Genomic DNA, 13,375 nt, shown 5'->3' on the forward strand with positions numbered 1-13,375 from the left:
CGCTCCTATAGGACCGCCAATCCATTTCGATGAGGTAGACACGTGGCGCGTTCGCCCAAGCAGGCCGCCGAGGCCGTTCCCCTGACACCCAATCGCGAACGCCCGCCGCAGCCGAAGCGCTACGAGGCGAGCAAGGAAGAGCTGCTCGGCTTCTACAAGCAGATGCTGATGATCCGCCGCTTCGAGGAACGCGCCGGCCAGCTCTACGGCCTCGGCCTGATCGGCGGCTTCTGCCACCTCTACATCGGGCAGGAGGCGGTCGCGGTCGGGCTCCAGAGCGCGATGGAAGTTGGCAAGGACAGCGTCATCACCGGCTATCGCGACCATGGCCACATGCTCGCCTACGGGATCGACCCCAAGGTCATCATGGCCGAGCTGACCGGCCGCGCGGCGGGCATCTCGAAGGGCAAGGGCGGCTCGATGCACATGTTCAGCGTCGACCACGGCTTCTACGGCGGCCACGGGATCGTCGGCGCGCAGGTGTCCTTGGGCACCGGTCTCGCCTTCAAGCACCAGTATAGCGCCGACGGCGGGGTTTGCCTGAGCTACTTCGGCGACGGCGCGGCCAACCAGGGCCAGGTCTACGAGAGCTTCAACATGGCCGAGCTGTGGAAGCTGCCGGTCATCTACGCGATCGAGAACAACCATTACGCCATGGGCACCAGCGTCGAGCGCTCGGCGTCCGAACCCGAATTCTACAAGCGCGGCGAAAGCTTCCGCATTCCCGGCATCCAGGTCGACGGCATGGACGTGCAGGCGGTGCGCGGCGCGGCCGAGGTCGCGCTCGAATGGACCCGCTCGGGCAAGGGCCCGATCATCCTCGAGCTCAAGACCTATCGCTATCGCGGCCACTCGATGAGCGATCCGGCGAAGTACCGGACCCGCGAGGAAGTGCAGAGCTACCGCGAGAACCAGGACCCGATTGCGCGCGCCGAGAAGGAGCTGGTCGCAATGGGGGTGCCCGAGGAAGAGCTCAAGGCAATCGACAAGGAAATCAAGGACATCGTGGTGGAAGCCGCGAAGTTCGCTGAAGAGGCTCCGGAGCCCGATGCGGCCGAGCTCTTCACCGACGTCCTGGTGGAGAATTACTGATGGGCGTGGAACTGAAGATGCCGGCGCTGTCCCCGACGATGGAGGAGGGCACGCTCGCCAAGTGGCTGGTCAAGGAAGGCGACACCGTGTCGAGCGGCGACATCCTCGCCGAGATCGAGACCGACAAGGCGACCATGGAATTCGAGGCGGTCGACGAGGGCGTCATCTCGAAGATCCTCGTGCCCGAGGGCACCGACGGGGTGAAGGTCGGCACCGCCATCGCGCTGATGGGCGGCGACGCGTCGGATACGGCCGAGGCCGCGCCGGCTGAAGCGACTCCGGCCCCGGCCCCGACTCCGAGCGACCAGAAGACCGAGACCAGCGCGCCGGCGCAGAAGGCCGACACCGGCACGACCCAGCTCGTCGCCAAGGTTCGCCCCGCCGACCCGCAGGTGCCCGAAGGCACGCCGATGCAGAAGCTGACGCTGCGCGAGGCTTTGCGCGACGCCATGGCCGAAGAGATGCGCAAGGACGAGCGCGTCTTCGTGATGGGCGAGGAAGTCGCGCAATATCAGGGCGCCTACAAGGTCACCCAGGGCCTCCTCGACGAGTTCGGCCCCAAGCGCGTGGTCGACACGCCGATCACCGAATATGGCTTCGCGGGTCTCGGCACCGGCGCGGCGATGGGCGGCCTCAGGCCCATCATCGAGTTCATGACCTTCAACTTCGCCATGCAGGCGATTGACCACATCATCAATTCGGCGGCCAAGACCAACTACATGTCGGGCGGCCAGATGCGCTGCCCGATCGTGTTCCGCGGCCCCAATGGCGCGGCCAGCCGAGTCGCCGCGCAGCACAGCCAGAATTACGGGCCCTGGTACGCCAGCGTGCCCGGCCTGATCGTCATCGCGCCCTATGACGCGGCCGACGCGAAGGGACTGCTCAAGGCCGCGATCCGCTCGGAAGATCCGGTCGTGTTCCTCGAGAACGAGCTGCTCTACGGGCACACGTTCGAACTGCCGCAGGTCGACGACTGGGTGCTGCCGATCGGCAAGGCCCGGACGATGCGCGAGGGCAAGGACGTCACCATCGTCAGCTATTCGATCGGCGTCGGGCTCGCGCTCGAGGCGGCCGAAACGCTGGCGGGCGAGGGGATCGATGCGGAGGTGATCGACCTTCGCACGCTTCGTCCGCTGGACAAGGCCACGGTGCTGGAAAGCCTCAAGAAGACCAACCGGCTGGTCGTCGTCGAGGAGGGCTGGCCGACCTGCTCGATCGCGAGCGAGATCATCGCCATCTGCATGGAGGAAGGCTTCGACGACCTCGACGCGCCCGTCATGCGCGTGTGCAACGCCGACGTGCCGCTGCCTTATGCCGCGAACCTCGAGAAGCAGGCGCTGATCAAGGCGGCGGACGTCGTCGCGGCGGTCAAGAAGGTGACGTACAAGGGCTGAGCGGAGCCGTGCTTCGACTGCGCTCGGCACGAACGATGCGTGGGAGATTTCCTTTTCATCGTTCGCCCTGAGCGAAGTCGAAGGGCGGGGTGACGAAGAAAGCAGAAGTTACTAAATGGCCGCCATGGCCATCCTTCCCATTGTCTGCATTCCCGATCCCATCCTGCGCGAGATCTCGACTCCGGTCGACACCTTCGACGCGGACTTGAAGACCCTAATCGCCGACATGTTCGAGACGATGTACGACGCGCCCGGCATCGGGCTCGCGGCCGTGCAGGTGGGCGTGCCCAAGCGGCTGCTCGTGATCGACCTTCAGGAAGAAGAGGACGAGGAGGGCAAGCCGGTCAAGGATCCGCGCGTCTTCATCAATCCCGAGATCCTCGAGGAAAGCGACAGCTTCGTCCCCTACAAGGAGGGCTGCCTGTCGATCCCCGAGCAATATGCCGAGGTGATGCGCCCCGACCGGATCAAGGCGAAGTGGCAGGATGCCGACGGCGGCTGGCACGAGGGCGAGATCGACGGGCTGCTCGCGGTCTGCCTCCAGCACGAGATCGACCATCTCAACGGCGTGCTGTTCATCGACCACCTCACCCGCCTCAAGCGCGACATGCTGCTCAAGAAGCTGGCGAAGGGCCGCAAGGAAGGCGTGATCGCGGCCTGAGGGCCGCCTCTGACGTCGTTGGTCCTGAGCCCAGTCGAAGGACCTTGGCGCAGCGCCCTTCGACTGCGCTCAGAGCGAACGAGGGTTCAGATCAGCCCACCGCCGCGAGCTTGAGGCCGCTTTCCTCGGCCTTCTTCTCGGTGAGGTCGGTCAGCCGCGTCGGATAGTCGCCGGTGAAGCAGGCGTCACAGCGCTGCGGCGTCGCCGGGTTCCGCTGGTCGCCGAGCGCGCGGTAAAGACCGTCGATCGAGATGAAGGCGAGGCTGTCGGCGTTGATGTATTTGGCCATGGCCGCGACATCCATTTGCGCGGCCAGCAGCTTGGCGCGCTCGGGCGTGTCGACCCCGTAGAAGCAGCTGTGGCGCGTGGGCGGCGAGGCGATCCGCATGTGGACTTCGCGCGCGCCCGCGTCGCGCATCATCTGGACGATCTTCACGGACGTCGTGCCGCGGACGATCGAATCGTCGATCAGGATGATCCGCTTGCCCTTGATCAGCGCGCTGTTGGCATTGTGCTTGAGCTTGACGCCGAGGTGGCGGACTTCGGCGCTCGGCTGGATGAAGGTCCGGCCGACATAGTGCGAGCGGATGATCCCGAGTTCGAACGGGATTCCGCTTTCCTGCGCATAGCCGATCGCCGCCGGCACGCCGCTGTCGGGGACGGGGACCACGATGTCGGCGTCGATGCCCGATTCGCGGGCGAGCTCGGCGCCGATGTTCTTGCGGCTTTCGTAGACGCTGGTCCCGTCGACCACGCTGTCGGGGCGCGAGAAATAGACGTGCTCGAAGATGCACGGGCGCGGGGAGACGGCGGCGAAGGGGCGGAAGCTGCGGATGCCGTCGGCGTTGACGATGATCATCTCACCCGGGCCGACCTCGCGCTCGTAGCGGGCGCCGATCACGTCGAGGGCGACGGTCTCGGACGCGAAGATGACGGTGTCGCCGATCCGGCCCATGACCAGCGGGCGGATGCCGAGCGGATCGCGGCAGGCGATCAGGCCCTGCTCGGTCAGCATCAGGAGCGAGTAGGCGCCTTCGACCTGGCCCAGCGCGTCGACGATCTTGTCGAGCATGGCGGTGTGCGTCGAGGTCGCGACAAGGTGGATGATCACCTCGGTATCGCTCGTCGACTGGAAGATCGAGCCGCGGCGGTTCAAGGTCCGGCGGAGCTTCATCGCGTTCGAGATATTGCCGTTGTGCGCGACCGCGAAGCCGCCCTCGGCCAGCTCGGCGAAGAGCGGCTGGACGTTGCGCATCGCGGAGGAGCCGGTGGTCGAATAGCGGACGTGGCCGATGGCGGTGCGGCCCGGAAGCGCGCGGATGATCTCGTCGCGGTCGAAGTTGCCCGCGACGTGGCCCTGCGCGCGGTGCGAGTGGAAGCCGGCCTGGTCCATCGACGAGATGCCGGCGGCTTCCTGCCCGCGATGCTGGAGGGCGTGGAGGCCGAGCGCGACGAAGCTGGCGGCGCTGTCAGCGTTCCAGGCACCGAAGATGCCGCACTCCTCGCGAAGCTTGTCGTCGTCGAAGGGGTTCGTCGTCAGCATGGGAATCTGCCCGCTTTCGAAAAGGTGTCGCGCCTATAGGGGAGGCCCGCGCCTTTGTCGCCGCCCAAGTGAACCGGGGTTGAAGGGCGGGCGGCCGGCGGGCAGGGTGAGGGCATGCGCACCCTGCTTATCCCATTGCTGGTCCTCACCGCCGGATGCGGGAAGTCGGACGACGCAGGGGGACCGGATTCGCCACGGCAGTCGGTTGGTGGTGAAGCCGGCGCCATCACGGTTTTCGCCGGCGCTGGGCGCGATCGCCTGTGTCTCAAGGAGGAGGGGAAACGGGTCGGACTGATCACCTTCGCCAAGTCGGGTGACGCCAATTGCTCGATCCGCGGTTCGGATACCGGTCCGCAGGCGATCCGTCCCGACGGCGACGTCAAATGCGCGATCCTCTACAACCGCCAAGGCGACACGGTGACCCTGCTCACCGGCAACAACGCCTGCGCTTATTATTGCGGGCCCGGCGCCAGCCTCGAAGGCAAGACCTTCGTCCGCATGGACAAACCCGACCAAGTGACCGACCTCGGCGGCGATCCGCTCTGCTGACATTCTTGTTGATAAACGGGCGCTTGCCCACCTAGAGTTCGACCCGACCCCTTAGGAGAGGCTGTTTCACGATGCCCGTCTACAACGCTCCCGTCCGCGACACGCGCTATGTCCTCGATCACATCGTTCAGATGCAGAATTTCGGCAATCTGCCGGGCTTCGCCGATGCGACCCCCGACCTGATCGAGGCGATCCTCAACGAGGGCGCGCGCTTCACGCAGGAAGTGCTGGTCCCGCTCAATCGCACCGGCGACGAGGAAGGCTGCACCCGCCACGCCGACGGCTCGGTCACGACCCCCAAAGGCTTCAAGGACGCCTACAAGCAGTTCTGCGAGCTGGGCTTCACCAGCCTCGCCGCACCGCAGGAATTCGGCGGGCAGGGCCTGCCGCACGTGCTCGCGACCGCGCTCAGCGAATACGTTCTCTCGGCCAACCAGAGCTTCGAAATGTATCATGGCCTGACCGCGGGCGCGATCGCCTCGCTGCTGGTCAAGGGCACGCCCGAGCAGCAGCAGACCTATGTGCCCAAGATGGTCTCGGGCGAGTGGACCGGCACGATGAACCTGACCGAGCCGCATTGCGGGACCGACCTCGGCCTCATCAAGACCAAGGCCGAGCCGCAGGCCGACGGCAGCTACAAGATCTCGGGCACCAAGATCTTCATCTCGTCGGGCGAACACGACATGTCCGACAACATCATCCACTTGGTGCTCGCCAAAATCGTCGGCGCGCCGGACAATGTGAAGGGCATTTCGCTGTTCGTGGTGCCCAAGTTCATCGTCAACGAGGACGGCAGCCCGGGCGAGCGCAACAGCCTCCAGTGCGGCTCGATCGAGCACAAGATGGGCATCCACGGCAACTCGACCTGCGTCATGAACTATGACGGCGCGACCGGCTGGCTGGTCGGCGAGCCCGAAAAGGGCCTGGCCGCGATGTTCATCATGATGAATGCCGCGCGCCTCGGCGTCGGCCTCCAGGGCCTCGCGCAGGGCGAGATCGCCTATCAGAACGCGGTCGCCTACGCGAAGGACCGCCGCCAGGGCCGCGCGCTGCGTCCCGACCAGCGCGAAGAAGGGGCCAAGGCCGACAACCTCTTCGTCCACCCCGACGTCCGCCGCATGCTGCTCGAAGCCAAGGCCTTCAACGAGGCGGCGCGCGCGCTGATCCTGTGGGGGAGCCTGCAGGTCGACCTTTCCCGCAAGGGCGCGACCGAGGAAGAGCGGCAGCGCGCCGACGACCTCATCTCGCTCCTCACCCCGGTCATCAAGGGCTATCTCACCGACAAGGGCTTCGAGGCCACGGTGAACATGCAGCAGGTGTTCGGCGGTCACGGCTACATCCGCGAGTGGGGCATGGAGCAGTTCGTCCGCGACGCCCGCATCGCCCAGATCTACGAGGGCACCAACGGCGTCCAGGCGATGGACCTCGTCGGCCGCAAGCTCGGCGCCAACGGCGGCCGCGCGATCCAGCTGCTGTTCTCGACCATCGCCGCCGACATCGCCGACGCCCGCAAGAACGGCGATCCGGCGGGTGTCGCCGGCCCGCTCGAGAAGGCGCTCGGCCATCTGCAGGCCTCGACCATGTGGCTCGCCCAGCACGGGATGCAGGACCCGAACCACGCCGGCGCGGGCGCGGTGCCCTACATGCACCTGATGGGTCTCGTGACGCTGGGCTGGATGTGGCTCAAGATGGCCGACGTCTCGGCCCGGCTCGAGAACGAGGCGGGCGAGGACGCCGCTTTCCACCAGACCAAGCTCGCCACCGCCCGCTTCTACGCGGCGCGCGAGCTGCCCAAGGCGAGCGCCTATCGCGGCCAGATTGAAGCCGGCGGCGACACGCTGATGGCGCTGGCGGTCGACGCTTTCTGATCGGCGGGGTGGTGCGAGCCTAGAACGCCCGCACCACCCCGAATTCCACTGCCTGGCGGCGGTAGTCGTAGATCCCGATGCTGCTCTTGTTGCGCTCGGCGACGAGCTTCACCTGCGGCGCGAAGCCACGGGTCTCCAATTGGCGGAAGGTCGCGCCCAGTTGCGCCCGCAGCAGGGTGTCACGGCGCTTCTCGGGGTAGAGGAACAGCCGCTCGTCGGCGGTGAGGCGACTGCCCGATAGCGCCAGCGTCAGGCTTGCCCGGCCGACCTCCCGATAACCGTAGAGCGCAAGGCCGCGCGTCCAGTTGGCGAAGCCCGGGTCGCGCGCGTCGTAGCGTGACAGGCTCGCGCTCCCGCCGACCGCGCCGCGCGGACCGATCGCCTGGTCGAGCGACAGCGTCGCGCCGTGGATCCAGCCTTCCTCGAGGCGGTTGCGATGGTGGAACAGGCGGGTCGAGGCGAGGCCGACACGGCCTTGCGTGCGCGCGCCCAGCGGCTGGAGGAGGTCGGCGCTGACCCCGGCGCTGTCGTTCAGCCGGTCGCCGCCGAACCAGCGCCGTCCGGCATTGGCGGCGAGGCTGAGGCGGCGCTTGCCGAGCGTCAGCTCCGGCCCGGCGCGGGCGCTGAGGTTGACGTCATTGAATTCGGAGCGGCGGTAGAGATTGGCCGAGCCGCCGATCGACGCGGTGACGCTGTGACGCCCAAGCGGTGCCCGGACATAGGCCTGGCCCTCGGCGCGAAGCCCCGTGCCGCTCGTCTCGCGCGCGTCGGGGGACAGGGTGAAGTCGCCGATGATCGTGCCGAGCGTGTCGCTGCTGGTCGCGCGGTTGATGTTGCTGTCGCCCGCGAGGCCGAGGCTCAGCGATCCGCCGAACGGCTTGACCGATCGCAGCGCCAGCGCCGAGCGCTCGACCAGCAGCCGGACCTCTGGCGGAAGCGGGCCGGCGCTCGCAGCGCGAAGCTGGGCGCGGGCGGCGTCGAGGTTGCCCATCTGCGCCAGCACCGCGGCGAGCTCGAGCCGGACGCGCTGCGCATCGGGCTTATCGTCGAGGATCCGCCGCAGCAGCACCGCCGCGGGCTCGAGCCGCTTCAGCCGGACCAGCAGCATGGCGTGGCGGAAGCGGGCTTCGGTGCGGATTTCGAGGTCGGGATCGTTCTCGAGCGCCTCGTAGGCGGCCTCCACCTCCGCGCTGCGCCCCTCCGCCTCAAGCCGGGCGGCGAGCCCGAACAGCTGGACCGGGGAAAGCTGGACGGCCTGCGGTGCCGGCGCGGCGACCACCGCCGCCGCGCCCATGAGGATGAGCATCGCGCCGGCTCAGTTCTTCTTGGCGGCGGCGATGCCCGACAGCTGCATCTGCCCGCCCGCGCCGTCGGGGCCGGCGATCATCCAGGTCGCCCCGACCTCGGCCGCGCCCGGACCGTAGAAGCGGCCGGACATGTTGCCATAGGCGCCGCTGATCGTGCTGCTGGTGCCATTGCCGAAGAAGCCGTTGCTCGCGACCTGACCGCCGAAGCCGAAGGTCCCGATCGTGGTCGGGGTATTGCCGCTGTTTACCTGCGCGCCGAGCAGCGAGACGCTGCCCGTCCAGCTCATGGTGCCGAAATTGATCTGGAAGGCGCTCGTGCCCGTGACGTCGACCGTGGCGAAGATGGGGTCGAAGCGGCCGCCGCCCAACGCCAGACCCGAATAGCTGGCCGTGCCCGAGGCCGGGAGTGTCGAGGGATTGGTCGCGACCCCATAGGTGAAGAGATAGCGGTCGGCGCCGCTATAGCCCGGGATATTGTAGTTCGGGCGCAGCTCGCCCCAGCTCGAATAGGTCAGCGCGAGCTCGGGATTGGCGCTGCCGGGGACGGACAGGTAGCCGGTGTAGCCGATGTCGCTGCCGGCCTTGTCGTAATAGGTCCGCGCCGCGGTCGACTTCGCCGCCACCTTGTCGGCGGGGGTCAGCGTGGTGTCGAAGCCGGTGCTGGTGAAATCATAGGGCTTGCTGTTGAAGCGATAGGTGCCCGCGACCGGATCATAGGTGAGGTCGATCCCGGCCGGGGTCGTCTGGCCGAGCTTCACCGCATCGACCTTGAAGGTCGTCGCCTGGGTGAGCTGCGCAAGCCCCTTGTCGGCGGCGAGGATGCTGTCGTCGCGAAGGCCGGTGAAGCTTCCGGCGGCCGCGCCGCCCGCGCCGTCGGTCGCCTTGAAGTTGGCGCCCACTTCCTGCCCGACCGGACCGAAGAACTGGCCCGCGAAGGAGCCGTTATAGGTTCCGACCCCGGTGAGGGTCAGCGAGCCGTTGAATGCGTTGGCGCTGCTCGACAGCGTGCCCGAACCGGTCAGCTGGCCGTTGGCGGTGGCGGCGGGACGGCCCGACTGGACGTAATTCTCGGTGTAGTTGACGCCCGAATCGAGCGTCAGCGCGCCGGTACCGAAGTTGATCCGCATCAGCCCGTTGCCGAGGAAGTTCATGCGGTTGGCGAAGTCGGCGTCGGCGGCCTGGCCGCGGATCGCGATCTTGTAGGCGCCGTCGCCCGTGCGCGGGACGCCAGCGCTGGTCGTCGGCATGCCGATGATGAAATGCTGGAGCCGGATGTCGGTCCCGCCGGTCACCCCGGCCGAACTGCTCCAGACGCCGGACCGGACATAGCTGGTGCCGACGTCATTGATCGTCAGGCGGTCGTCCGCCGTGCTTCCGATCGCATAGACTTCGCCGCTGACGGCATTGGGGCCGAGCCCGGTGAATTGCACGGACCGGTCGGGGGCGATCACGGTGTAGGTCCCGGTCGCCGCGCTGTAGCTGATGATCAGCGGCGCATCGGACGCGGTCCCGTTCTGCGGCGCGGTGGCGGTCTGGCGATAGTCGAGCCGCGCGCTGCCGACCGAATACAGGTCGTTCTTGGACACCGTCGTGAAGCTGGTGTTCCCGTAGGTGCCGTCGCGGCGCCCTAGGAGCACGCCGCTGGCGGCATAGGTGGCGCTTTGCTGGGCGGTCCAGGACGCGCCCACCTCGTCGGCGGCGGGACCGAAGAAGGCGCCCTCGACGGTGCCCGACATGTTGGTGCCGAACTCGTTCAGGAAGAAATTGCCCGAGAAGCCGTTGCCGGTCGACGAGATTCTGGCATCGGAGCGGAAGTTGCCGGTGACCGGATCCGGCCCCTTGGTGATGGTGCCGCTGGCAACGAGAATCCCCTTGCCGAAATCGACATCCATCCGGCCAGCGCCGGTGATGCCCACCACATTGGCCTGCTGGACAATGTAGCCGACGACATCGAGCCCGTAGGAAGCGGTGCCGGTCCTCGGGACGGCCGCGGCGGGGGTGGGGACGCCATAGACCGTCGATTGGGCCGAGGCGTTCAGCGTAGTGCCCGAGAGAACACTCCGCTCCCAGAAGGCGCCGCCGACATATTTGTAGGTGAAGCGGCCGCTCGTCCCCGGCTTGAGGAGGGTGAGCGTGTCGGTGGCGGTGGTCCCGTTCTTCTTCACATAGACCGTCAGCACCGCATTGCTCTGGGTGCTGTCGATGTCGCTCGGGAGGAAGGTCAGCGTGCGACCGTTGACCGTCAGCGTATAGCCCGCGGTGGCGGCGTCATAGGCGATGGTCAGCGTCTTCTGCGCCACCGTCGACGTGCCCGCCTCGGTGATGACGTCCGCCGTCAGCGCGATCTCGGCGTTGCGGTTGAAGAAGGTTTCGCTGACGAGCGGCCCGAGCAGGTTCACGTTGCTCGGCGTGGGCGTGGGCGTCGGCGTCGGTGTGGGTGTCGGAGTGGGCGTCGGCGTGGGTGTTGGCGTCGGCGTCGGTGTCGGAGTTGGTGTCGGTGTGGGCGTGGGTGTCGGCGTCGGCGTGGGCGTCACCGGGGGCGTCGGGGTGCTTCCAACACCGCCGCCACCGCCGCCGCACGCCGAGAGCATGACGACGAGGCCGACGAGCGGCAGGTTACGCAAACTACGCATGATTAAGTCCCCCTGAAACGCGAAATACCCCGAGCGTTCGCCGGAATTCTGTCAAACCCGTTCCGGGCCCGCAAGGGGGTGGTGCCGTTCAGCCGCCGGGTGCGGCAGCAAGGTCACGGACGAGTACCGGCTCGTAGTGCGGGCCGTGGCGGGTGAGGTGGCTTTCGAACAGGGTGAAGCGGGTGACGGGCCAGGGCTCGCCGCCCAGATCGCCGTGGGCACGGAGCCAAGGGCCGAGGTCCGGCGCCGGGCCGCTCCAGCGCGCGAGCGTGATGTGCGGCACGAAAGCGCGGGTCTCGGGCGGGGCGCCGGCCGACTGGACCGCGCGCTTGATCTTGCGGGCGAGCGCCGCCACGGGTTCGCGCGGTTCGACCCCTGCCCAGAGCGCGCCCGAGCCCTTGTGATGAAACTGGCCGACCCCGTTCAACCTGAGCGTGAAGGCGTAAGCGTGGAGCGAGGCGAGCGCATGGGCCACGTCTTCGGCGAGGTCGCCGTCGACATTGCCGATGAAGCGCAGGGTGAGGTGCAACTGCTCGGCCTCGGTCCAGCGCAGCGCGTCGGGGCCGTCCATGCAGTCGAGCAACCGCTCCGAGACGGACGGCGGGACGGGCAGGGCAACGAACAGGCGATGCATTGCCATACCCTAGCCGAACCGCAGACGGCTTCATCCCCTCGACGAACGGCGGCACGCCGGCCGATAATTCTTGAAACCGGGCGACCCCTCAACGATATATGGTCACGTGGACGGGCCATATCGGCCCGCCGACAACGGAGCATATCAAATGCAGAACTGGTCTGACCCGCGAACGACGACCGCTTACGAGCCGGCCGCCTCGGTCGGCGTGCCGCGCGCGGCCCGCGATGCGGGCCTGCGGTCCTACATGCTGAGCGTCTACAACTACATGGCCAGCGGCGTGCTGCTGACGGGCATCGTCGCGCTGCTGTTCGCCTCGAGCGGTCTGGCCCAGCAGGTGCTGGCGACCCCGCTGCGCTGGGTGATCATGCTCGCGCCGCTCGGCTTCGTCATGGCGATGAGCTTCGGCCTCAACCGGATGAAGACCTCGACGCTGCAACTGCTGTTCTGGGCCTTCACGGTCGCGATGGGCCTGTCGCTCAGCTCGATCTTCCTGGTCTACACCGGCACCAGCATCGCAACGACCTTCTTCGCCGTCGCCGCGGCCTTCGCCGGCCTCAGCCTCTACGGCTACACCACCAAGAAGGACCTGTCGGGCTTCGGCACCTTCCTGATCATGGGCGTGGTCGGCCTGTTCGTCGCCATGCTGATCAACCTGTTCGTGCAGTCGACCGCGCTGCAGATGGCGATCAGCGTGATCGGCGTCCTGATCTTCGCGGGCCTCACCGCCTATGACACGCAGAAGATCAAGAGCATGTACGCCTATGTCGCCGGCACCGACATGATGGGCAAAGTCGTGATCATGGGGGCGCTGAACCTGTATCTCGACTTCGTGAACATGTTCACCTTCCTGCTGCAGTTCCTCGGCGACCGCCGCTAAGCTGCATCAGCGCTGAAAGAAAAAGGGCTCGGCGGGCGACCGCCGGGCCCTTTTTCGTGCCCGCGCGGTTGGAGCGCGCGGAGAGGAGACACGATGTGATGCGCGCGATCGACGTCAGCAGCTGGCAGGGCCTGCTCTCGACCGTCCTCGGCCTCGTGCTGATCACGCTCCTGGGCGTCGGCATCCGGCTTCTCCTGATGATGACGCTGCAGCAGCGGCGCGAGCGCGAGAACCGCCAGATCAACGAGCGGCTGCGGACGCTGATCGCGGCCTATCGCGCGCTCGGCGGCTCCTTCACCGGCGACCTCGCGGTCGATCCGACGCACCTGCGCGACCTCCTTCGAAGCGGCGCCGGCGAGGCGGAAGGCGCGAGCCCGCGCGGCGGCTCCGACCGGGCCCGGCGGATGCGCGACGCGGTCGAGGCGGCATTGTCCGACATCATTCTGCTCGGGACCGACGACCAGGTTCGGCTCGCGGCCCGCGCCGCGGCCGAGCTTGCCGAGGGCCGGCCGGTCCATACCGCCGAACTGGTGGTCTCGCTCCGCGATTTCATCCGCGCCGCGCTCGGCCTCGCCGCCATTCCCAGCGACGTCGTCATCCCGCGTCAGGGCCCGACCCGGCCATCGTCGGGTGGGGGTGGTAGGGACCGCGGCGGCGACGGTGGGCAAGGCCGTGGCGGCGGTGGTGGTGGCGGTGGCGGTGGCGGTGGAGCAATGGGCGGAATGGCGGCCGGCATGGGGATGAGCATGGGCGGCATGGGGCTCGGCCTCGGCCACCGCCTCGACGACGAGCCCGACGGCGCTCGCCCGTAAGC

Annotated in this window: 11 protein-coding genes; 7 read left to right on the forward strand and 4 right to left on the reverse strand. The window is 67.6% G+C overall.

Features of this window, described 5'->3' with window-relative positions; translation table 11 throughout:
- Positions 1–42: 42 nt before the first annotated feature.
- The 3 genes from pdhA (at position 43) to def (ending at position 3,147) form a co-directional block, all read left to right on the forward strand.
- Entirely contained in the window at positions 43–1,092 is a 1,050-nt protein-coding gene (gene pdhA, locus ABD693_RS10485; RefSeq protein ID WP_425567276.1) for a pyruvate dehydrogenase (acetyl-transferring) E1 component subunit alpha, read from the forward strand.
- Entirely contained in the window at positions 1,092–2,486 is a 1,395-nt protein-coding gene (locus ABD693_RS10490) for a pyruvate dehydrogenase complex E1 component subunit beta (protein WP_344697010.1), read from the forward strand. The genes pdhA and ABD693_RS10490 overlap by 1 nt, the downstream gene beginning before the upstream one ends.
- A gap of 124 nt (positions 2,487–2,610) precedes the next feature.
- Positions 2,611–3,147 (forward strand): peptide deformylase, encoded by a 537-nt coding sequence (gene def / locus ABD693_RS10495; RefSeq protein WP_344697011.1) that lies wholly within the window; start codon positions 2,611–2,613, stop codon positions 3,145–3,147.
- Between the two features lie 91 nt (positions 3,148–3,238).
- On the opposite strand, the gene purF is transcribed toward def, so the two are convergent.
- Positions 3,239–4,690 (reverse strand): amidophosphoribosyltransferase, encoded by a 1,452-nt coding sequence (purF, locus tag ABD693_RS10500; protein WP_344697012.1) that lies wholly within the window; start codon positions 4,688–4,690, stop codon positions 3,239–3,241.
- 114 nt (positions 4,691–4,804) lie between these two features.
- On the opposite strand from purF, the gene ABD693_RS10505 reads away from it, so the two are divergent.
- Positions 4,805–5,239, forward strand: coding sequence for a hypothetical protein (locus tag ABD693_RS10505; protein WP_344697013.1), 435 nt, complete (start codon positions 4,805–4,807; stop codon positions 5,237–5,239).
- Between the two features lie 71 nt (positions 5,240–5,310).
- Positions 5,311–7,107, forward strand: a complete 1,797-nt coding sequence (locus tag ABD693_RS10510) for an acyl-CoA dehydrogenase C-terminal domain-containing protein (protein ID WP_344697014.1) — start codon at positions 5,311–5,313, stop codon at positions 7,105–7,107.
- Positions 7,108–7,126: 19 nt separating this feature from the next.
- Here the strand turns inward: ABD693_RS10510 and ABD693_RS10515 are convergent, their stop codons facing one another.
- The 3 genes from ABD693_RS10515 to thpR all read right to left on the reverse strand — a co-directional run bounded on the left by ABD693_RS10515 (position 7,127) and on the right by thpR (position 11,681).
- On the reverse strand, positions 7,127–8,413 hold the full coding sequence (locus ABD693_RS10515) for a surface lipoprotein assembly modifier (RefSeq protein WP_344697015.1): 1,287 nt from the start codon (positions 8,411–8,413) through the stop codon (positions 7,127–7,129).
- A gap of 9 nt (positions 8,414–8,422) precedes the next feature.
- Positions 8,423–11,047 (reverse strand): transferrin-binding protein-like solute binding protein, encoded by a 2,625-nt coding sequence (locus tag ABD693_RS10520; RefSeq protein ID WP_344697016.1) that lies wholly within the window; start codon positions 11,045–11,047, stop codon positions 8,423–8,425.
- Between the two features lie 88 nt (positions 11,048–11,135).
- A complete protein-coding gene (gene thpR, locus ABD693_RS10525; RefSeq protein WP_344697017.1) occupies positions 11,136–11,681 on the reverse strand; it encodes an RNA 2',3'-cyclic phosphodiesterase in 546 nt (181 codons plus the stop codon).
- A 148-nt stretch (positions 11,682–11,829) separates the two neighbouring features.
- Here thpR and ABD693_RS10530 point away from each other — a divergent pair, with 148 nt between their 5' ends.
- On the forward strand, positions 11,830–12,561 hold the full coding sequence (locus ABD693_RS10530) for a Bax inhibitor-1/YccA family protein (RefSeq protein ID WP_344697018.1): 732 nt from the start codon (positions 11,830–11,832) through the stop codon (positions 12,559–12,561).
- Positions 12,562–12,659: 98 nt separating this feature from the next.
- The gene (locus tag ABD693_RS10535; protein ID WP_344697019.1) at positions 12,660–13,373 is read left to right on the forward strand and encodes a hypothetical protein; all 714 of its coding nucleotides are present in this window, start codon (positions 12,660–12,662) and stop codon (positions 13,371–13,373) included.
- Positions 13,374–13,375: the final 2 nt, after the last annotated feature.

It is taken from the genome of Sphingomonas rosea, from assembly GCF_039538065.1.
Lineage (GTDB): Bacteria > Pseudomonadota > Alphaproteobacteria > Sphingomonadales > Sphingomonadaceae > Sphingomicrobium > Sphingomicrobium rosea.